Annotated in this window: 22 protein-coding genes; 11 read left to right on the top strand and 11 right to left on the bottom strand. The window is 54.7% G+C overall.

The annotated features are described in order from the left end of the window. Positions 1-48: 48 nt before the first annotated feature. The gene (gene yccA, locus CWM52_RS19630) at positions 49-708 is read left to right on the top strand and encodes an FtsH protease modulator YccA (protein ID WP_004860189.1); all 660 of its coding nucleotides are present in this window, start codon (positions 49-51) and stop codon (positions 706-708) included. Positions 709-796: 88 nt separating this feature from the next. After that, positions 797-1,126, top strand: a complete 330-nt coding sequence (gene tusE, locus CWM52_RS19625) for a sulfurtransferase TusE (protein WP_100685629.1) — start codon at positions 797-799, stop codon at positions 1,124-1,126. On the opposite strand, the gene yccX is transcribed toward tusE, so the two are convergent. Genes yccX through CWM52_RS19610 form a run of 3 tightly spaced genes read right to left on the bottom strand, consistent with a single transcriptional unit; the run spans position 1,123 to position 2,819 of the window. Then, positions 1,123-1,404, bottom strand: coding sequence for an acylphosphatase (yccX, locus tag CWM52_RS19620; RefSeq protein ID WP_100685628.1), 282 nt, complete (start codon positions 1,402-1,404; stop codon positions 1,123-1,125). The genes tusE and yccX overlap by 4 nt on opposite strands. 51 nt (positions 1,405-1,455) lie before the next feature. Continuing rightward, a complete protein-coding gene (locus CWM52_RS19615) occupies positions 1,456-2,244 on the bottom strand; it encodes an AraC family transcriptional regulator (protein ID WP_100685627.1) in 789 nt (262 codons plus the stop codon). Between the two features lie 20 nt (positions 2,245-2,264). After that, positions 2,265-2,819, bottom strand: a complete 555-nt coding sequence (locus tag CWM52_RS19610; RefSeq protein WP_100685626.1) for a kinase inhibitor — start codon at positions 2,817-2,819, stop codon at positions 2,265-2,267. Between the two features lie 190 nt (positions 2,820-3,009). On the opposite strand from CWM52_RS19610, the gene rlmI reads away from it, so the two are divergent. Beyond that, positions 3,010-4,212 (top strand): 23S rRNA (cytosine(1962)-C(5))-methyltransferase RlmI, encoded by a 1,203-nt coding sequence (rlmI, locus tag CWM52_RS19605; RefSeq protein WP_100685625.1) that lies wholly within the window; start codon positions 3,010-3,012, stop codon positions 4,210-4,212. 59 nt (positions 4,213-4,271) lie between these two features. Beyond that, complete coding sequence (hspQ, locus tag CWM52_RS19600) at positions 4,272-4,589, top strand: heat shock protein HspQ (RefSeq protein ID WP_100685624.1); 318 nt, start codon at positions 4,272-4,274, stop codon at positions 4,587-4,589. Between the two features lie 36 nt (positions 4,590-4,625). On the opposite strand, the gene CWM52_RS19595 is transcribed toward hspQ, so the two are convergent. Then, the gene (locus tag CWM52_RS19595; protein ID WP_004860175.1) at positions 4,626-5,039 is read right to left on the bottom strand and encodes a CoA-binding protein; all 414 of its coding nucleotides are present in this window, start codon (positions 5,037-5,039) and stop codon (positions 4,626-4,628) included. 153 nt (positions 5,040-5,192) lie between these two features. On the opposite strand from CWM52_RS19595, the gene mgsA reads away from it, so the two are divergent. Next, positions 5,193-5,651: a methylglyoxal synthase gene (gene mgsA / locus CWM52_RS19590; RefSeq protein ID WP_100685641.1), complete on the top strand. Its 459-nt coding sequence runs from the start codon at positions 5,193-5,195 to the stop codon at positions 5,649-5,651. Positions 5,652-5,679: 28 nt separating this feature from the next. Here mgsA and helD read toward each other — a convergent pair whose 3' ends face one another. Then, complete coding sequence (gene helD, locus CWM52_RS19585) at positions 5,680-7,734, bottom strand: DNA helicase IV (RefSeq protein WP_100685623.1); 2,055 nt, start codon at positions 7,732-7,734, stop codon at positions 5,680-5,682. Positions 7,735-7,856: 122 nt separating this feature from the next. On the opposite strand from helD, the gene CWM52_RS19580 reads away from it, so the two are divergent. Next, positions 7,857-8,303, top strand: a complete 447-nt coding sequence (locus CWM52_RS19580; protein WP_100685622.1) for a YccF domain-containing protein — start codon at positions 7,857-7,859, stop codon at positions 8,301-8,303. A gap of 17 nt (positions 8,304-8,320) precedes the next feature. Next, positions 8,321-10,456: a YccS family putative transporter gene (gene yccS, locus CWM52_RS19575; protein ID WP_100685621.1), complete on the top strand. Its 2,136-nt coding sequence runs from the start codon at positions 8,321-8,323 to the stop codon at positions 10,454-10,456. Here yccS and CWM52_RS19570 read toward each other — a convergent pair. Next, entirely contained in the window at positions 10,444-11,067 is a 624-nt protein-coding gene (locus CWM52_RS19570; protein WP_100685620.1) for a TfoX/Sxy family DNA transformation protein, read from the bottom strand. The genes yccS and CWM52_RS19570 overlap by 13 nt on opposite strands. A gap of 459 nt (positions 11,068-11,526) precedes the next feature. On the opposite strand from CWM52_RS19570, the gene sulA reads away from it, so the two are divergent. Both sulA and ompA read left to right on the top strand, forming a co-directional pair. Next, positions 11,527-12,036, top strand: a complete 510-nt coding sequence (gene sulA, locus CWM52_RS19565; RefSeq protein ID WP_100685619.1) for an SOS-induced cell division inhibitor SulA — start codon at positions 11,527-11,529, stop codon at positions 12,034-12,036. A gap of 352 nt (positions 12,037-12,388) precedes the next feature. Beyond that, positions 12,389-13,462 (top strand): porin OmpA, encoded by a 1,074-nt coding sequence (ompA, locus tag CWM52_RS19560; protein ID WP_100685640.1) that lies wholly within the window; start codon positions 12,389-12,391, stop codon positions 13,460-13,462. A 104-nt stretch (positions 13,463-13,566) separates the two neighbouring features. On the opposite strand, the gene matP is transcribed toward ompA, so the two are convergent. Then, complete coding sequence (gene matP, locus CWM52_RS19555; RefSeq protein ID WP_100685618.1) at positions 13,567-14,019, bottom strand: macrodomain Ter protein MatP; 453 nt, start codon at positions 14,017-14,019, stop codon at positions 13,567-13,569. Between the two features lie 185 nt (positions 14,020-14,204). Between matP and CWM52_RS19550 the strand changes: the two genes are divergently transcribed. Together CWM52_RS19550 and fabA are read left to right on the top strand one after the other, a co-directional pair. Further along, the gene (locus CWM52_RS19550; RefSeq protein WP_100685617.1) at positions 14,205-15,962 is read left to right on the top strand and encodes an AAA family ATPase; all 1,758 of its coding nucleotides are present in this window, start codon (positions 14,205-14,207) and stop codon (positions 15,960-15,962) included. A 69-nt stretch (positions 15,963-16,031) separates the two neighbouring features. Beyond that, the gene (gene fabA, locus CWM52_RS19545; protein WP_100685616.1) at positions 16,032-16,550 is read left to right on the top strand and encodes a bifunctional 3-hydroxydecanoyl-ACP dehydratase/trans-2-decenoyl-ACP isomerase; all 519 of its coding nucleotides are present in this window, start codon (positions 16,032-16,034) and stop codon (positions 16,548-16,550) included. Between the two features lie 67 nt (positions 16,551-16,617). Here fabA and rmf read toward each other — a convergent pair whose 3' ends face one another. The 4 genes from rmf to pqiA form a co-directional block, all read right to left on the bottom strand. Beyond that, positions 16,618-16,785: a ribosome modulation factor gene (gene rmf / locus CWM52_RS19540; protein ID WP_004871568.1), complete on the bottom strand. Its 168-nt coding sequence runs from the start codon at positions 16,783-16,785 to the stop codon at positions 16,618-16,620. Positions 16,786-17,040: 255 nt separating this feature from the next. Continuing rightward, the gene (gene pqiC, locus CWM52_RS19530; RefSeq protein ID WP_100685614.1) at positions 17,041-17,601 is read right to left on the bottom strand and encodes a membrane integrity-associated transporter subunit PqiC; all 561 of its coding nucleotides are present in this window, start codon (positions 17,599-17,601) and stop codon (positions 17,041-17,043) included. Further along, complete coding sequence (gene pqiB, locus CWM52_RS19525; RefSeq protein WP_100685613.1) at positions 17,601-19,238, bottom strand: intermembrane transport protein PqiB; 1,638 nt, start codon at positions 19,236-19,238, stop codon at positions 17,601-17,603. The genes pqiC and pqiB overlap by 1 nt, the downstream gene beginning before the upstream one ends. After that, positions 19,228-20,496, bottom strand: a complete 1,269-nt coding sequence (gene pqiA, locus CWM52_RS19520; protein ID WP_100685612.1) for a membrane integrity-associated transporter subunit PqiA — start codon at positions 20,494-20,496, stop codon at positions 19,228-19,230. Before pqiA ends, pqiB begins: the two co-directional genes overlap by 11 nt. Positions 20,497-20,499: the final 3 nt, after the last annotated feature.

Genomic DNA, 20,499 nt, shown 5'->3' with positions numbered 1-20,499 from the left:
TTTTTTTATGCTTCATTATTAATTACATCTGTCATAAGAGAGTGACTCATGGATCGTATTATTACGTCGTCGCGTGACCGTTCATCGCTGCTCAGTACGCATAAAGTTCTGCGGAACACCTATTTCCTCCTCAGTCTGACGCTGGCATTTTCCGCCATTACGGCAACGGCCAGCACGGTGCTGATGCTGCCTTCTCCAGGGCTGATTCTGACGCTGGTGGGGATGTATGGTCTGATGTTCCTGACCTATAAACTGGCCAATAAGCCGACGGGTATTCTGGCGGCCTTCGCTTTCACCGGCTTCCTGGGTTATATCCTTGGGCCAATGCTCAACGCCTATCTGTCTGCGGGCATGGGTGACCTGATTGGTCTGGCGCTGGGCGGTACCGCACTGGTCTTCTTCTGCTGCTCGGCCTATGTGCTGACCACTCGTAAAGACATGTCCTTCCTCGGCGGTATGCTGATGGCAGGCGTAGTGGTGGTGCTGATCGGTATGGTGGCTAACATCTTCCTGCAGCTGCCGGCTCTGCACCTGGCCATCAGCGCGGTGTTTATCCTGATTTCTTCAGGCGCAATCCTGTTTGAAACCAGCAATATCATCCGCGGCGGTGAGACCAACTATATCCGCGCTACCGTCAGCCTGTACGTGTCGCTGTACAACATCTTCGTCAGCCTGCTGAGCATCCTTGGCTTCGCAAGCCGGGACTAACCTCTGCCAACGCTGTGCTCAGGCCCCGCTTATGCGGGGCCTTATTTTTTGCTACACTGCGGCCAGTCTGGACGGTATGTGAAGAATTATGTTTATCTTTGAAGGCAACGAAATTGAGACCGATAGCGACGGCTATCTGAAAGAGACGACACAGTGGAACGAAGCCATGGCGGAAGTTATCGCCGCGCAGGAAGGCATTACCCTTGCCGTTGAACACTGGGAAGTGGTGCGCTTTGTACGCGAATTTTATCTGGAGTTCAACACCTCGCCCGCCATTCGCATGTTAGTCAAGGCGATGGCGAATAAGTTTGGCGAAGAGAAAGGCAACAGCCGCTATCTCTACCGCCTGTTCCCGAAAGGGCCAGCCAAACAGGCGACAAAAATTGCCGGCCTGCCTAAACCGGTGAAGTGTATCTAATAGAGAATGGCAAATTTTTGCCATTCTCTGGTGGGTTGATGAGGCTCGGTATTCACCCGGTCAACCCGCGCGCTGCGCGGCCCGCCGGCTTTCAGCCAGGCGATAAGTGCCGCCACCTGCTCGTCTTCCCCGCAGGCCAGCACCTCCACGCTGCCATCATCAAGATTACGGGCATAGCCCGCCAGCCCCAGGCGTAGCGCCTCCCGCTGCGTCGAGTAGCGAAACCCCACGCCCTGAACCGATCCATACACCCATGCCATTGTGCAGATTGTCGCCATCGTTACGCCCCTTTTTTGCCCTGCCCTGATGCAGAGAATAGCAAATTCTCGTCAGCGTACATGCTTCGGCAACAGGCCATAGTGCTGACGAAAACGCGCGGTAAAGCGTGACCCTGACTGATAGCCGCTGTTGAGCGCTATCTCGCCGATGGGCAGCGACGTTGACTGCAGCTGGCCTAAGGCGTACGCCATGCGCACCTCCTCAACAATCAGGCGAAAGCTTTGCGATTCCTGCTGTAAACGGCGGCGCAGCGTCGATTCTCCCACAAACAACATCTTTGCCACCCGAGGAACGCTCCACGCTTTCGCCGGCGACAGCATGATAATTTGCCGAACCTGAGCGGTCAGATCCTGCTGTCTTTCGTTCAGCAGCGGCCCGGCATATCCCGCCTGCTGCAACGCCAGCAGCAGCCCCATCGTCTGGTGATGCTGCAGCTCCGTCGAGAGTCCCCCACGCACCGCTTGCAACACGTTCTGCCACATAAACGACAGTTCAGGGGTCATCGGCGCGCATAATGACGTCAGCCGGCCGGGAGGCGGCTCGCTCATATAGCGCGCTTTAAAATCCGCGAGCAGGTCTGCGGTCAATGACAGCAGGTCGGAACAAAATAACCCATTGTCCGGCTGATTAATGACCTCAAGCTCAACGTCGGCGGGCAAAATAATCAGCTGCTGCGGCGTGACCTGCATCTGACTGGTCCCCTGCACGATGATTTTACTTCCGCGATTGACCCGGCACAGCGCCGGCGAAAAAAGCCTGACGCGATGCAGTTTGTATAATCGCCGGGAGGTGATTTCCGCCGCCGATAACGCATTATGCTGAAAGTGAATATTGTGCATTTGAGCTCTCTGTCCGTCGTTTAGCGTCCTGACATGGCCGTCAGCTGCGCGCTGGCGATAGCGTGGCTGCGCAGCATAAAGCCCACCAACGCGCCGCTGGCCTGGGCATCAATCGGTAACGACGGCGTATTCAGCGCCCATACCGTAAAGTGATAATGATGAGGCTTATCGCCCGGCGGAGGGCAGGCTCCGCCAAACCCTGCATAACCGAAATCATTTCGCCCCTGCACGGCGCCTGCAGGCAGTTTAGCGTTATTTTTATCTCCGGCACCAGTCGCCAGGCTGGAAACCGTCGACGGTATATTCACAACCGTCCAGTGCCACCACCCGCTACCGCTGGGGGCATCCGGGTCGTAGGCGGTCACCGCAAAACTGCGGGTGCCCGTCGGCGCATGTTCCCAGGTCAACTGGGGCGAGACATTCCCCCCGTTGCACCCAAAACCGTTAAACTGTTGCGATACCGCCAGGCTCTCGCCTTCGCGCATATCGCTGCTGGTGACGCGAAATGGCGCTGCTGCCGCGCTGGTACTGATAACCACCATCAAAATGGCTGCTAACCCGGTTCCTGTTTTCATCGTATTTTCCTCCGTTGGGTGAGGAATCACTGTAAGATCGCGGGAAGGTTTTTATTGTGCCAAAGCGCCTGCGTTTTGTGCCGAAACGCTCATCTGACGGCGCAGGTGGAATGATGCTTGCGTCGGTCACTTGTGCTAACCTACGCGCCATTTTTCGGTGCCGATATTCCCGTTGCTTAAAGGTAGCTCCATGACAGATTCCATTTTCCCCCGCTTAGTGTTGACTAAAGGACGCGAGAAATCCCTGCTGCGTCGCCATCCGTGGATTTTCTCCGGCGCCGTCGCCCGGATGGAAGGTAAAGCTCGTTCCGGTGAAACCATCGATATCGTTGATTCACAGGGAAAATGGCTGGCCCGCGGCGCATATTCGCCCTCTTCGCAGATCCGCGCCCGCGTCTGGAGCTTCGATCGCAATGAAGCTATCGATAACGCCTTTTTCGAGCGTCGTCTGCAGCAGGCGCAGAGCTGGCGCGAATGGCTGGCAGCCCGCGATGGCCTTGACAGCTATCGGTTGATCGCCGGCGAATCCGACGGTCTGCCGGGCGTGACCATCGATCGCTTTGGTCACTTCTTCGTACTGCAGCTGCTGAGCGCCGGTGCTGAATACCAGCGTGCCGCCATCGTCAGCGCGTTGCAAACGCTGTTCCCGAACTGCTCTATCTACGATCGTAGCGACGTCGCGGTGCGTAAAAAAGAGGGGCTGGAGCTGGCGCAGGGTCTGGTTGTCGGCGAACTGCCGCCTGCCCTGCTGCCGATTACCGAGCACGGTATGCAGCTGCTGGTCGACATTCAGGGCGGCCACAAAACCGGTTACTATCTCGACCAGCGCGATAGCCGTCTGGCAACCCGCCGCTATGTCGCCGACAAGCGCGTTCTGAACTGTTTCTCCTACACCGGCGGTTTCGCGGTTTCCGCTCTGATGGGCGGCTGCCGCCAGGTTATCAGCGTCGATACCTCCCAGGAGGCGCTGGACGTTGCAAAACAAAACGTTGAGCTGAATAAGCTGGATCTTTCCAGAGCGGAATTTGTTCGTGACGACGTCTTTAAACTGCTGCGTAAATATCGCGATCAGGGGGAGAAATTTGACGTTATCGTCATGGATCCGCCGAAGTTCGTTGAGAACAAAAACCAGCTGATGGGCGCCTGCCGTGGCTATAAAGATATCAATATGTTGGCGATTCAGCTGTTAAATCCCGGCGGGATCCTGCTGACCTTCTCCTGCTCAGGTTTGATGGCGACCGATTTATTTCAGAAAATCATTGCCGATGCCGCAATTGATGCCGGACGTGATGTACAATTTATAGAACAGTTCCGTCAGGCTGCCGATCACCCGGTGATTGCAACCTACCCGGAAGGGCTGTATCTGAAAGGGTTTGCCTGTCGCATCATGTAACTTGAAAAGCGGAACATTGCCCGCATATAGCAGGTAATAACGTTTCCCAGGAGGTGCCTATGATTGCCAGCAAATTCGGTATCGGCCAGCAGGTTCGCCATACGCTATTGGGCTACCTCGGCGTGGTTGTTGATATCGATCCCGTCTACTCGCTCGCCGAGCCGGAAGAGGATGAAATTGCGGCCAATGACGAACTGCGCGCAGCGCCCTGGTATCATGTGGTCATGGAAGATGAGGACGGTCAGCCGATCCACACCTATCTTGCGGAAGCGCAGCTGAGCAGTGAAGCCAGCGATGAACATCCGGAACAGCCGTCGATGGACGAGCTGGCCAGAACGATTCGCCGACAGTTGCAGGCCCCGCGGCTACGTAACTGATGTCAAGAAACCCCGCGCTATCGCGGGGTTTCTTATTTACTTCGCCAGCCCTAAGCGCGGTATTTCAATCGCCGGGCAGCGATCCATCACCACATTCAGCCCAGCCTCGCGCGCCAGGACCGCCGCCTGTTCGTTAATCACTCCCAGCTGCAACCACAGCGTTTTCGCCCCAATGGCGATGGCTTCCTGAGCAACGGCCAGCGCCGCATCGGAGTTGCGGAAGACATCGACCATATCCACTTTTTCCGGCACATCGCCAAGGGTCGCGTAGCCTTTCTGCCCCATCAGCGTGGTGCCCGCGACTTTCGGCGACACAGGAATAACGTGATACCCCTGTTCAAGAAGGTATTTCATCACCCGATAACTCGGGCGATCCGGTTTGTCGCTCGCCCCGACCAGCGCAATCGTCTGGGTTGAGGTGAGAATGCCTGCGATATCGTTCTCTTTCATTTTATCCTCCACTCTTTAGCCCAAGTGTATGTTAATCAGAACGAACGAGCCATTCATCCTGACTTACGGATGCGTCAAAAATTTTCACCCGGATGCTTGCAGCAGCAGTCACTTCCAGTAATCTGTCTGCAGGTCAACATGTGGAATGAAAATATGGAACTGACGACACGTACGTTACCCGCACGCAAACATATTGCGCTGGTTGCTCACGATCACTGTAAAGATATGCTGATGAAATGGGTTGCGCGCCACCAGCCGCTGCTGGCCCAGCATGAACTCTATGCAACCGGCACTACCGGTAACCTTATCTCCCGCGCAACCGGGCTGGAGGTTAACGCGATGCTGAGCGGACCGATGGGTGGCGATCAGCAGGTCGGCGCGCTAATCGCGGAAGGTAAAATCGATGTGCTGATTTTCTTCTGGGATCCGCTCAACGCCGTACCGCATGACCCGGACGTCAAGGCGCTGCTGCGCCTGGCGACGGTGTGGAACATCCCTGTCGCCACCAATGCCTCAACGGCCGACTTTATCATTCTGTCGCCGACCTTCGGCGAACCTCTCGATATTCTGATCCCGGATTATCAACGTTACCTCGCCGACCGTCTGAAGTAATTCCGGCCGGCGGCCCACCCGCCGGCACTTACGGTTTTCTCGCCACCGGCACAGCCAATTCTTCTAACGTGCCGACAAACGGCGAAGGCCGCACTTTGTTGAACAATAACCAGACGCGAAGCCGCGCGCGCGTGATAGCGACATAGAGCAACCGCCGCTCTTCCGCATCCGGAAAATCCTCCGGCTGCGGCAGCAGCGCCTGCTCCATAATGGATTCACGCGCCGGGGCCGGAAACGCATCATCGCCATCCTGCAGCCCCAGCACAATAACATAATCCGCCTGCTGGCCCTTACTGGCATGGATGGTCATAAAATCGAGCTGCAGATGCGGCCAGCGCGTCGCCGCTTTTTCCAGCGCCTCGGGTTTCAAATGATGATAGCGCGCCAGCAATAAAATCCGCTGCTCCGGTTTCGCATAGCCGCTGAGCTTATCGAGGAGATCGTCGAGCTTATCGTCCGCCAGCAGCGTCACGGCTTTCTTGTCTCCGGCCGTCAGGCTGTTCAATGGTTTGCTCAGCTGATGCGGATTTTGTTGTATAAAGCCGTTCGCTACTTCACCAATACGCCCGTTAAACCGGTAGGTGGTATCCAGCGCGCAGCAATCGCCTTCGCCAAAATAGTGATTAAATGCGGTGGTCAAAGAGAGCTTTGCCCCGCTAAAGCGATAGATAGCCTGCCAGTCATCACCAACGGCGAATAACGTCGTCTGCGTGTTCTGCCGCCGCAGCGCAGCCAGCAAAGCGGCGCGCTGCGGCGAGATATCCTGAAACTCGTCGACCAGAATATGTTTCCACGGGCTGACGAAGCGCCCTTTGTCCAGAATATTAATCGCCTGGTGTATCAGCCCGGAAAAATCGACCGCGCCCTCGTCTTTCAGCGCCGTTTTCCATGCCTTCAACAGCGGCGCCATCAGCTTAACGCGCTTGCCGAACAGGTCGCGCACCTCTTCCGGCGCACCGGCGATCATCTCCGCCTGCGATCCGCCGTGCATTCGCATCAGGCTCACCCAGCGATCGAGGCGACTGGCCATTCGCCGCTGGATTTTTTTATCCTGCCAGAATTCGCCGTCCGGCACCTGCCAGTCCATCTCTTCTTCCAGCCATTGCCGCCATCCCTTAGCCTGCGCTTTTTTCTCCTGACACTGCTGGCGCCAGTTTTGCAGCAGCAGCGTCTGACGAGCCGCGCTGTCGCTCTCCAGCTCGCTGATGGTCGGCACTTTTTTGCTGCCTTGCTGAATAATATGTAATGCCAGAGAGTGAAAGGTACGCGCCGCTATCTCTTCTGAGCCCAGCCGCTCACGAATACGTTCATCCATTTCCTGCGCCGCCTGGCGGCCAAATGCCAGCAGCAGAATCTGATCGGCGGCGGCTTCTCCCCGCGTTAATAACCATCCGGCTCGCGCCACCAGCACGGAGGTTTTGCCGCTTCCGGCACCGGCCAGCACCAGCAAAGCGCGCTCGCCGTTGACCACCGCCCGCGCCTGCGCGGGATTCAGTGGCGAGGTTTCGACGCTGGCAAAAAATCCGCGATACTGCTCGAGCATCGATGCCGTAAAAGCCTGATTATGTACCTGCCGGGCCTCTTCCGTATTGGCCAGCCAGCCCTGGCACTGCCGCCACAGCTCACGGCAGTTGTCGAAAGCGTCAAGGCGGCTGGTCGGCATCGGCAGGCCGGTCAAGGCGCGGCGAATCTTCACCTGAATGTCAGTCACCTGCTGCCGGGTCAGCCACTTACCCTCCGCACTGGCGCGGGCGACCTCCTCCAACTGCTGGCGGAGAACACCGGCGGCAATGTCGCTCATTTCCACGCTCCACTGCTGCCAGAGGGTATTCAGATGATGATAAAAACGCTGCGTTTCATTCCACTCGGTACCGTGTAAACGCACAACTTTGCTGTCCGGTAAAACGAACTCCAGCTCACCCCAGACCAGACCGCGCTTACATTGAACTGACAATAACTGATTGAAAGGGATAAGATACTCATGGTTATCACCCGAAACTTTTACTCCCGCGTTAAGCAATTGCACCCGGTCGTAGGGGTGCTGTGCCATACGTTTGCCCAATGTTGTCGCTTTAAGTTCCATATCATGCCGAATTTCAATCAGGTTGGATGTTTTTAAGTTTAACCGCCAGCGACCAGGTGCTCCAGCGTAAAAAACGTTACAATGGTCAGGTCTTATTATCTCCAGGACTGAACTGAGGGTTTATGCGTACCATTCTGAATATTTTGAACTTTATCCTTGGCGGTTTCGCCACCACGCTGGGATGGCTGCTGGCAACGCTGGTCAGCATCATCCTGATCTTCACCCTGCCATTAACCCGCTCATGCTGGGAAATTACCCGTCTCTCCTTGCTGCCTTACGGTAATGAAGCTATTCATGTCGATGAACTTGAACCGCAAGGCAAAAATAGCCTGCTGAATGCCGGCGGCACGATTCTGAATATTTTGTGGTTTCTCTTTTTCGGCTGGTGGCTGTGCCTGATGCATATTTTCAGCGGTATCGCCCAATGCCTGACTATCATCGGCATCCCGGTCGGTATTGCCAATTTTAAAATTGCCGCTATTGCATTATGGCCGGTGGGACGTAGAGTGGTTTCTGTCGAAACGGCTCGTGCAGCGCGTGAAGCGAATGCGCGTCGTCGCTTTCAGTAATCGGACGGAACACGACCATGCTTAGCCCCTTGCTACGCCGTTATACATGGAACAGCGCCTGGCTGTACAACGCCAGGATTTTTATCGCACTCTGCGGCACAACCGCCGTTCCATGGTGGCTTGGCGAAATCAAACTGACCATTCCCCTGACGCTGGGCGTGGTGGCCGCGGCATTGACCGACCTCGACGATCGTCTGGCTGGCCGGTTGCGCAACCTGGCCATCACGCTAGTGTGTTTCTTTATTGCTTCCGCCTCGGTGGAGCTGCTGTTCCCCTGGCCCTGGCTGTTTGCGCTGGGGTTAACCGTATCGACCACCGGATTTATTTTGCTCGGCGGTCTGGGACAGCGTTACGCCACTATCGCATTTGGCGCCTTGTTGATCGCCATTTATACCATGCTGGGCGTAACGCTCTACGATCGCTGGTATCTGCAGCCGTTTTTTCTGCTGACCGGTGCGGTCTGGTACAACCTGCTGACGCTCTGCGGACACCTGATTTTCCCGATCCGTCCTCTGCAGGATAATCTTGCGCGCAGCTATGAGCAGCTGGCGCATTACCTGGAACTTAAATCCCGCCTGTTCGACCCGGATATTGAGGATGAGAGCCAGGCACCGCTCTATGATTTAGCCATTGCCAATGGTCAACTGGTGACGACGCTCAATCAGACCAAGGTCTCTCTGCTGACGCGTCTGCGCGGCGACCGCGGCCAGCGCGGCACCCGCCGCACGTTGCAATACTATTTTGTGGCTCAGGATATTCACGAACGCGCCAGCTCATCGCACATTCAGTACCAAACGCTGCGCGATCATTTCCGCTATAGCGATGTGATGTTCCGCTTCCAGCGCATGCTGTCGATGCAGGCGCAGGCATGCCAGAAACTATCGCGCGCAATTCTTTTACGCGAACCTTACCAGCACGATGCCCATTTCGAGCGGGCATTTATGCACCTTGACGCCGCCCTCGATCGCGTACGCGCCAGCGGCGCGCCGGCAGAACAGATGAAAGCGCTGGGCTTTCTGCTGAATAATCTCCGCGCGATTGACGCGCAGCTGGCGACAATTGAGTCGGCGCAAACCAGCGCCCCGGTGAACAGCGCGACCGAAAACCTGCTCGCGGACGATGGTCTGAACAATTTCAGCGATATTTGGCTGCGGCTGCGCCGCAATATGTCGCCAGAATCGGCGCTGTTCCGCCATGCGGTAAGAATGTCGTTGGTGCTCTGTACCGGCTATGCGTTTATCCAGCTTACCGGGTTAAACCACGGCTACTGGATACTGCTGACCAGCCTGTTTGTCTGCCAACCAAACTATAACGCCACCCGCCATCGGCTCGCGCTGAGGATTATCGGTACCCTGATCGGGGTGGCCATCGGCCTGCCGCTATTACTGCTTGTGCCATCGGTTGAAGGCCAGCTCTTGCTCATTGTCCTGACCGGCGTGCTGTTCTTCGCTTTTCGCAACGTCCAGTATGCCCACGCGACCATGTTCATCACCCTGCTGGTTCTGCTGTGCTTTAACCTGCTAGGCGAAGGTTTCGAGGTCGCGCTACCGCGTATTTTCGATACCCTGATTGGCTGTGCTATCGCCTGGGCGGCCGTGAGTTTTATCTGGCCAGACTGGAAGTTCCGCAACCTGCCACGAGTTCTGGATCAGGCTATCAACGCCAACTGTCGCTACCTTGATGCCATTCTCGAACAGTATCACCAGGGGCGCGATAACCGCCTGGCCTATCGCGTTGCCCGTCGCGATGCCCATAGTCGGGATGGTGAACTGGCTTCTGTGGTGTCGAACCTGTCGACGGAACCGCGGGCAAACGCAGCCATGCGAGAAACGGCATTCCGTTTACTGTGCCTGAACCATACCTTTACCAGCTATATTTCCGCGCTCGGCGCGCACCGGGAAAAACTCACGACAGCGGAAATTCTGGCCCTGCTTGATGATGCCGTCTGTTACGTTGATGATGCGCTGCACCACACGCCCGCCGACGAACAGCGGGTGCAGCAGGCGCTTAATAGTTTGCAGACCCGGATCCAACACCTTGAGCCCCGGGCAGACAGCAAAGAACCGCTGGTGCTTCAGCAAATTGGTCTGCTGCTGGCGCTGTTGCCGGAAATCTGCAGATTGCAAAAGCAGGTTGCGGTTCAACCCGAGTAAGCATCGATTTTTTTGTGCTGGGTGCCGGCCCATACCTTAAGCTCCTGACGCCGCTGCGTCGGGAGCGCTGCGGAATGCACTCCGGCAATCGCCCCTTCCAGCGCATAGAGAACATTCAACGTGAGCGCTTTGTTCGACTCCCGCAATTTCAGCCAGACTTTCTCCGCACCAAACTGACGCAGCATTTTTTCATCGCTCACCCCCGCGTTAATTAGCAGCAGTTCCATATGAAAACTGATATTCGGGAGATCTTTTAATCTTCCGGAAGCGCGTTGTCGTCGCTTTTCATTACGTGCGCTTTGTAATGAGGACGCCGATAGATTGAAAAGCGTTTTGCTATCACGCCAGAGAGTCTCGTCAACCTGATAATATTTCAGCAAGACCGGGCGACCATTTTTCCGCATCGTCAAAAGAGGGGTGGCATGCACCACACGATATTCCGCGCTCTGCTCACAAATTTTAAGATAGATTTCGCCCTCGGCGACCATAGCAAAAACGGTATCGTCGATGGCAAGGCTATAGCCGCCAAAGAGCGGGCGACAGCTTATTTTACCGAGTGGAGATAAACATTCCTGGAATTGATGGAACCGTAAAGATGAAATTTTCTTCATGATTATTCCTTTGTTAATCATGTAAATAGAAGATTATTTGTGAACGGATCCGTTAATATAGAAAGTAAGTGACTTCGTATATTGCAGCAAGATGATTTTGACGCTGTTCAAGATTTAATCATCGTTTTGCGAGGTGCTTTCAGAAAACAGTCGGGCGGAAATACTCAATATATAAGTAATAAATACGCCAGCCCTGCTTACTGAAATGCTGGTGAATAGTTTGGCTATCCGCGTGGCAAATCTGAGCGATGTGGCTCTACCTATGAACCTGGCGCACGGCTGCCGCCGTGACGATTGGCGATAAAAATCGATCTTCCTCACTCCCCACCAGAACGGTCTGGCGCGGAATTGACAAAAACCATGTACAATTTTCAACCAGCGAAGTGATAAATGAGGTTGATCTTTTCCCCTGTCGGATATACTGTATATTCATACAGTAACCCACAGGCGGGATAGACTATGTTTACTTCAGCTTACGCAAATCGTTCATCACTGACTTCTGCTTCAGTACGTCGCCCCTCACATGACGTCGCCGAACAACCGGCCAGCGGGCTGATCAGTGAAATTGTCTACCGTGAAGATCAACCGATGATGACGCAATTACTGCTGCTACCTTTATTGCAGCAACTCGGCCAGCAGTCTCGCTGGCAGCTCTGGCTGACGCCGAAGCAGAAATTGAGTCGCGAATGGGTTCAGTCTTCCGGATTACCGCTGTCGAAGGTTATGCAGATTAATCAGCTCTCCCCTTACAATACCGTCGAATCGATGATCCGTGCGCTGCGCACAGGGAATTACAGCGTGGTGATTGGCTGGCTGGCCGATGAGCTGACGGCGGAAGAGCATGAACGCCTGGTTATCGCCGCGCAAGAGGGTCACGCAATGGGGTTTATCATGCGGCCGGTTGGAAATACGAACCAGGCAGGGAGACAACTCAGCGGGCTAAAAATTCACTCTAATTTGTACCATTAAGCCAAATTAGGATTAATCCTGGAATTTTTTTTGCTTACAGCAATACCCTTTTCGGAAAAGGGTGATTTGTAGCGGAATGCCTGTCTGATGCGGTTTCGCGGCTTTATCCGCTGATTGAAAATCAACCATATTTGTTAAATGTTGTGTACACAACCCTTTTTTTTCATATGCCTGACGGAGTTCACACTTGTAAGTTTCGAACTAAGTTGTAGACTTTACATCGCCAGGGGTGATCGGCTTACGCTGCATGTATCAGCATAGTTAACAACAAGTCACGCCCCGGGTGAAGGATTTAACCGTGAGGTCTTTTGTAACTTCATGGCGAATTTTGGATGATAATGAGGCGCAAAAAATGAAAAAGACAGCTATCGCGATTGCAGTGGCACTGGCTGGCTTCGCTACCGTAGCGCAGGCCGCACCAAAAGATAACACCTGGTATGCAGGTGGTAAACTGGGCTGGTCCCAGTATCACGATACCGGTTTCTACGGTAACGGTTTCCAGAACAACAATGGCCCGACCCGTAACGATCAGCTGGGTGCTGGTGCGTTCGGTGGTTATCAGGTTAACCCGTACCTCGGTTTTGAAATGGGTTACGACTGGCTGGGCCGTATGGCTTATAAAGGCAGCGTAGACAACGGCGCTTTCAAAGCTCAGGGCGTTCAGCTGACTGCTAAACTGGGTTACCCGATCACTGACGATCTGGACATCTACACCCGTCTGGGTGGTATGGTCTGGCGTGCAGATTCTAAAGGTAACTACGCTTCTACCGGCGTTTCCCGCAGCGAACACGACACTGGCGTATCCCCGGTATTTGCTGGTGGTTTAGAGTGGGCTGTGACTCGTGACATCGCTACCCGTCTGGAATACCAGTGGGTTAACAACATCGGTGACGCAGGTACCGTTGGTACTCGTCCTGACAACGGCATGCTGAGCCTGGGTGTTTCTTACCGTTTCGGTCAGGATGAAGCACCAGCTCCGGTTGTTGCACCAGCTCCGGCTCCGGCTCCGGAAGTGACGACTAAGCACTTCACTCTGAAGTCTGACGTTCTGTTCAACTTCAATAAAGCTACCCTGAAACCAGAAGGTCGACAGGCTCTGGATCAGCTGTACACCCAGCTGAGCAACATGGATCCGAAAGACGGTTCCGCAGTGGTTCTGGGCTACACCGACCGTATCGGTTCTGACGCTTACAACCAGCAGCTGTCTGAGAAACGTGCTCAGTCCGTTGTTGACTACCTGGTGTCTAAAGGTATCCCGGCTGGCAAAATCTCCGCACGTGGCATGGGTAAATCCAACCCGGTTACTGGCGCTACCTGTAACAACGTGAAAGCTCGCGCTGCACTGATCGACTGCCTGGGTCCAGATCGTCGCGTAGAGATCGAAGTTAAAGGTTACAAAGACGTAGTAACTCAGCCGCAGGCTTAAGTTTTACTACCGATAAAAAACCCCGCTTTGCGGGGTTTTTTTTGGCCTGAATTCGGATATCAACACAGAGCCAGCCCGGTACCACTTTGCCCTGTCCTCTGCAGCTATTCTTTTCCCAGCAGCACCTGCAAATCGTGCTTCAGGCTGGACATTTTACTGGCGTACTTCTCTTTATGCTCCGCGTTTTCAATCAACTGTACGATGGTTTCAGACAGGGTTTTCCCACGCCGCTGCGCGAGTCCCGCAAGACGCTGCCAGACGATAAACTCCAGGTCGATCGATTTTTTACGCGTATGCAGATGCTCAGCGTTGAAGTGCCGTTTCCGACGCGCGCGGATTGTCTGCTTCATCCGGTTCATTAACTCCGGATTCATATGCTGCTCAATCCAGGTATGCACCAGAACAGGTTCATTTTCGAGCGTCAGTAAGACATCGACCGCGGCTTTCGCTGCGCTGGCTTCAATGTAGCGGGTAATCAGCTCACCTTCCCGGTGTTTTTTTACCAGATATTTCCATTTCCAGCCGCTTTCAAGATTTTCCAGTTGTTGATATTTCATTGCGATCTCAATGTGACCGTGTAACTCATTTCAGGATATCAGTTTTTTCCCAATGTGCTGAGAATAAATCATCATTCGTGATGCAGGTAACCCGGTAATCACCACGGCAGATGCAATCCCCCGTGTGCTCAGACGCAGCATAAGGTATAATCGCGCGTTTTACATCTGACTAAAAAACAGCGACTTTGACCATTACGAAACTTACCCGAAACGACCTTGCTCCTGATACGGAAAGTTATCAGGCGCTGTTTGCACAAGCCGATTTATCCCAGGCAGAAGATGGCCTCTCCGGCGAACTGCAGCCCCGTTTATTCTATGGTCTGGAGCAGCTTCTGGTGACTCCGACCATTTCGCCATTCATGCTGGTGAAGGCCCCGGAAGAACCGGAATACCTGCAGTGGCTGGCGGCGGAAACGCGAACCTTACATGAACCTGCCGCACCGCTCTACGGTGTGCGTTATCAGGTTAATGGCGGCAACGTCACCCTCACCCCGGCTAAAGCTGCCGATGATAATTTTGCCAGCTCCGCGCCGGTTGAATCTACCGACTGGACAGAAGCAGAGCAGCTCTTTGGCTGCGTACGGCAATTTAACGGCGAAATCACTCTCCAGCCAGGGCTGGTACACCGCGCCAACGGCGGCGTGCTGATTATCTCTTTGCGTGCGTTACTGGCTCAGCCGCTGCTGTGGATGCGCCTGAAAAGTATGGTCACTCGCCAGCGCTTTGACTGGTTGTCCATTGATGAGTCGCGTCCTCTGCCGGTCGCGATTCCCTCTATGCCGCTCAGCCTGAAGGTGATTCTGGTGGGTGAACGTGATTCATTGGCCGATTTCCAGGAGATGGAGCCCGAACTCTCCGCCCAGGCAATTTACAGTGAATACGAAGAGAATATCCAGATTGCCGATGCCGACACGCTCAAGCTGTGGTGTCAGTGGGTAGGCAAAAACGCTCAGCAGCTCGGACTACCGGGACTGGCCGCTGACGCCTGGCCTCTGCTGATTGAGGAAGCCGCGCGTTATACCGGCGATCAGGAGACATTACCGCTGTGCCCGCTGTGGATAGCCCGCCAGCTGCGCGAGGCTGCGGCGTTCTGCGAAGGTGGCCAAATCACCGCAGAAGAGATGCAAACCATGCTGGCTCGTCGCGAGTGGCGTGAAGGCTACCTCGCCGAACGGATTCAGGATGAAATCCTGCAAGAGCAGATAATGATTGAGACCGAAGGCGAATGCATCGGCCAGATTAACGCCTTGTCGGTCATCGAATTCCCCGGACATCCGCGTCCGTTTGGCGAACCGTCGCGCATCAGCTGCGTCGTGCATATCGGCGACGGTGAGTTTATCGACGTTGAACGTAAGGCGGAGCTGGGCGGCAACATTCATGCCAAAGGCATGATGATCATGCAGGCGTTCCTGATGTCCGAGCTGGAACTCGAACAGCAGCTCCCCTTCACGGCTTCGCTGACCTTTGAACAGTCCTACAGTGAAGTCGATGGCGACAGCGCCTCGATGGCCGAACTGTGCGCGCTGATCAGCGCTCTCGCTGGCGTGCCGATTAATCAGAGCATTGCCATTACGGGTTCCGTCGATCAGTTTGGTCGCGTGCAGCCGGTAGGCGGCCTTAATGAGAAGATCGAAGGCTTTTTCACCATTTGTCAGCAGCGCGGATTAACCGGTAAGCAAGGGGTGATTATTCCTGCGGCAAATATCCGCCACCTGAGTCTGGCGGCAGAACTCCGGCAGGCCGTCGCTGACGAGCAGTTTTTCATCTGGGCGGTGGAAGATGTCACGGAAGCGCTGCCTGTTCTGACCCAGCTGCTATGGGATGGCGAAGGGCAAACTTTACGGCAAACCATTCAGGAACGGATCGCGCAGGCGACGCAGCAAGAGAGTCGTCATCGTTTTCCGTGGCCGCTACGCTGGTTAGGCGGTTCAGGTTCCAACTGATCGGACTTGTTCAGCTTACACGTGTTAGCTATCCTGCGTCCCGAACTCAAAATAAGGCTTACTGAAAACATGGTAGATAAACGCGAATCCTATACGAAAGAAGACCTTCTTGCCTCTGGCCGTGGTGAACTGTTTGGCGCAAAAGGCCCACAGTTACCTGCGCCGAATATGCTGATGATGGACCGCGTCATCAAAATGACCGAGACCGGTGGTAACTACGATAAAGGTTATGTTGAAGCAGAACTCGATATTAACCCGGACCTGTGGTTCTTCGGTTGCCACTTTATCGGCGATCCGGTTATGCCTGGCTGTCTGGGACTGGATGCCATGTGGCAGTTGGTTGGCTTCTACCTCGGCTGGTTAGGCGGCGAGGGTAAAGGGCGTGCGTTAGGCGTAGGTGAAGTTAAACTCACTGGCCAGGTGCTGCCAACGGCAAAAAAAGTGACCTACCGCATTCATTTTAAACGTGTGATAAACCGCCGTTTGATTATGGGCCTGGCGGATGGTGAAGTGCTGGTTGACGATCGTCTGATCTACACCGCAACCGATCTGAAAGTGGGTCTGTTCCAGGATACGTCTGCATTCTGATAAGCAGCGATAGCTTGAAAAAGGCGAAGCCCCCGCTATGCGGAGGCTTCTTTTTTTAAAGAGACAGTCAGGCAGTTTGTACCCTGTCCTCCATGGCTTCTCGCCAGCCTCCTAGCCAGTAGGACCTTTGGTTCAAGGTCTGGTAGGGACACATTTCTTTCGATCTTCCGGTTATCCCGGCCTGGTATCCACGTTGATGTGCCCGTTCCAGGCGATCTCGTTTTTGTCTCTTCATGCCTCGTTTCCCTCATTATTTGATCTGGTGGAAAAGAAAACAGTGGTCACTAAATATGCAACCACGGTTAACGAATACCGCGAATCAGGGGCAACGTCAATGCGCAAAATTCACGCCATTGTCATAATTGTGAGCTACATGAAAATTCATTTGTACAAAAAATGTGAACCGGCACAAGTAACGACCTGACGAGACAAATAAAAAACCGCGGTGGTTTTTCAGTCCACCGCGGCGCTTCATTTTCATTCATTTTACTTATGGCAGGCGATTCAATTCGCTGGCAATTGCCGTGGCTTCCTGAGACCAGGCCTGAGCCAGGGTCTTCACCATGGCATCATAGCCATCCTGCTGCTGCTTAAGCTCAATGTTAAACGGGCGCTTAATCAACTGTCCCTGATGCTTGAGCAGCCACTCGCCGCTGACGATGACCCGCCCATCGTAACGGCCATGAAAGCCATTGACCGCCACGTTGAGCGTATCCTGATCGCTGCCGAGAGGCTGCGAAGCAACTACCCAACCCGGGAGTTGCGCACTCAGATTCGCCACCAGCGTAGTACGCAGCTGCTGATCGAGCGGGCTGGCCCACAGATTGTTACTGGCTATGACATACTGCACGTCGCTGGTCTGATAGACCACACCGTTGCCCGCCAGATAATCCGGGATACTGACCTGTTCAACCCACAGCAGGTTTTTGCTTTGGTGGGCGGTGCTTTGCGCGCCGCTTTGTGCAACCGGAAGCTGATAGTAGGTTTTATTCTCCCCACTGCTGCAAGCCGCCAGCGCACAGGCCGCAGCCACGATTAACCATTTTTTCATTATTTCGCTCCCTTCGGCTGAGGATCTTTTTTATCCTTCGCCTCAAATACCAGCGCGTTGCTCTTATCATTGAGCGTTTTCAGTACCGGCTGCAGTTCGCGAAGAACCTGATCCAGGCGCTGCATATCTGCCACCATCTTATTGTATGCCGCCGAACCGGGCTGGAAGCCCTGCATGCTGCGGTTCAATTCGCGCAGCGTATTCTGCATATCGGCAGGAAGCTGCTGCATTGACGGGCTTGCCGCTATCTTGTTCAGGCTATCCAGCGTGGTCTGAACGTGCTGCATCGTTTTTTCACTTTGCGCCAGCGTGGTGGTCGCTTGCTCCAGCAGCGGATTTATCGGCAGGTTGTTAATCTTATCCAGCGCGTCCATCAGGCGCTGCTGGATCTGCGCCAGACCACCGCTGATTGTTGGAATGATCGGATAGGTTCCAAACTCCCGGATCTTGCCGCGCGCAGGCGCTTTCGGATAGAAGTCGAGATCGATGTACAGCGCGCCGGTCACCAGGTTGCCTGTTTTCAGCGATCCCCGCAGGCCGCGGTTAATCAGATCATCAATATGCGTACGGATATCGAGATCGCCGCCGAGCTGACTGATCAGCCGTTCTGGTTCAATACGGACTTCCACCGGGATGCGATAGTCTTCGTTCAGGTGCTGATACAGTCCTGGAATAAAGAACGGCACTTTACCGACGGTACCTAAGCGGATTCCACGGAACTCGACCGGCGCCCCCGGCTGCAGGCCGCGCACGGAGTCTTTAAAGAACATGACGTAATCAATATGCTGGGTAAAGACGGAATCCTGAATGCTCTTCTGATCGTCGAAGAGATGGTAGCCCGTTTTGTTCGCCACCGGTTCGCCCATATCCAGACCTTCCGGGATATCAAAGCTGACGCCGCCGCCGAACAGGGTCGCCAGCGACCCCATCTCCACGCGCATCCCGGACGAAGAGAGATCGACCGCAATGCCGCTGTCTTTCCAGAAGCGAACGTTGGTTGTGACCAGACGATCGTTGGGCGCATTGATAAACAGCTGATAGGTGATGCTGCGCTTTTGCGCATCAAAGGAGCTGGTTTCCACCGAACCAACGCGATAACCGCGGAAGAGTACCGGGTCGCCAGGCGACAGTTGCCCCGCTTTATTACTCTCCAGCAGGATACGGATCCCTTTGGCATCCGGCGAAGCCAGCGGCGGAGAATCCAGCAGCGGGAAACGGGCGGGTTCCCCACCTTTCGTCCCCGGCTGCAGTTCAATGTAGGCCCCGGACAACAGCGTGCCGAGTCCACTGATCCCTTCACGTCCTACCTGCGGTTTGACGACCCAAAATACCGAATCTTCATGCAACAGTTTCTTCATGCCGGCGTTCAGCCGGGCTTTAATCTCTACGTGCGTCAAATCGTCGGTCAGCGTGGCGCTCTCGACTACCCCGACATCCACGCTGCGGCTTTTAATCCGGGTTTTACCCCCTTCAATCCCTTCAGCATTGGTGGTGATCAGCGTCACCTCCGGCCCTTGATGGCTGTAGTGATAAAAAAGAATCCACGCGCCGATTAGCACAGTGACGATGGGGAAGATCCACACGGGTGACCAGTTCTTCACCTTTTGCACTTTCGCTTCTCCGCTCTTATTTTCCATGCTGCTGCCTTTCCTCATGGCTTGAATCTGGTTCACGGTCCCACAACAAACGAGGGTCAAAGGTCATGGCTGAGAACATTGTCATGACAACAACGAGCGCAAACATCACCGCCCCTATCGCAGGATAGATACTCATCAACCCTCCCATGCGCACCAGCGCCGAGAGCACCGCGATGACAAAAACATCAATCATTGACCAGCGGCCAACAAACTCCACAATTTCGTAAATCAGGTGCATACGCTCGGAATCGCGCTGCCCGTTACCGTTGGCGTTCCAGCACAGCCAGGCAATGGCGAGCATTTTCAGCGTCGGCACCATAATACTGGCGATAAATATCACCAGCGCCACCGGATACGACCCTTCACTCCACAGCAGGATCACCCCCGCCATGATCGTTGATGGCAATTTATCGCCCAGCAAATCGGTAATCATGATCGGCATGATATTGGCGGGCAGATAAAGAATGCACGAGGTCAGCAGCAGGGCCATCGTCCACTGCAGGCTATGTTTGCGTCGCGCGGTGCCTTTAGTCTGACAGCGAGGGCAAACGGCTTCATCAACAGCTAAAACCGCGGTACAGCACGAGCATGAACGTAGGCCCTGGCGGAGCCCCGTCACGCCGACCTTCAGCGGCTGCCTCACCGCCGGCATCGGGGCAATATCGTCCCACAACCAGCGTCGGTCTACGCACTGCAGCGCACGCAGTTGCAGCAGGCAGAACAAACACCAGGGGATAAAGCTTAAGCCGACGCCGATATCGCCATATGCCATCAGCTTGACGAAACTCACCAGCACACCGGCGAGAAAAATCTCCGCCATTCCCCAGGTTTTGAGATGAAACAGAATGCGCGCCAGAAACGCCTTCAGCGCGCGCGGCATACGAATACGGTTGACCAGTAGCAGAATGGTGACCAGACAAAAAGCCGGCACCAGCTGTACAAAGAGTACAAAGAAGGTGCCGAGGCTGGCGTAATCTTCGCTAAACAGCACGTCGGGGATTTCCAGCAGCTTGATTTCGCTACTGAGACCGCTCACCCGCATATACACAAAGGGGAACAGGTTGGCCAGCAGCAGCATAAACAACGCCACCAGCGCATAGGCTGTGGGACGCTGCCGGGGCGCGTCCCATGAAGTTGTCAGCGTCGTACCGCAGCGCGGGCACACGGCTTTCTGGCGATGCTCCAGCTGCGGCAAAGCCACCAGCAAATCACATTGTGGGCACAGAATATGCCGCGCAGCATGATGATTATCGCACATGAA

Source organism: Raoultella sp. T31 (genome assembly GCF_002806725.1).
Taxonomy (GTDB): Bacteria; Pseudomonadota; Gammaproteobacteria; order Enterobacterales; family Enterobacteriaceae; genus Klebsiella; species Klebsiella electrica.
The sequence above is the reverse complement of the archived record's forward strand: the minus strand, read 5'-3'. Positions and strand labels throughout refer to the sequence as shown.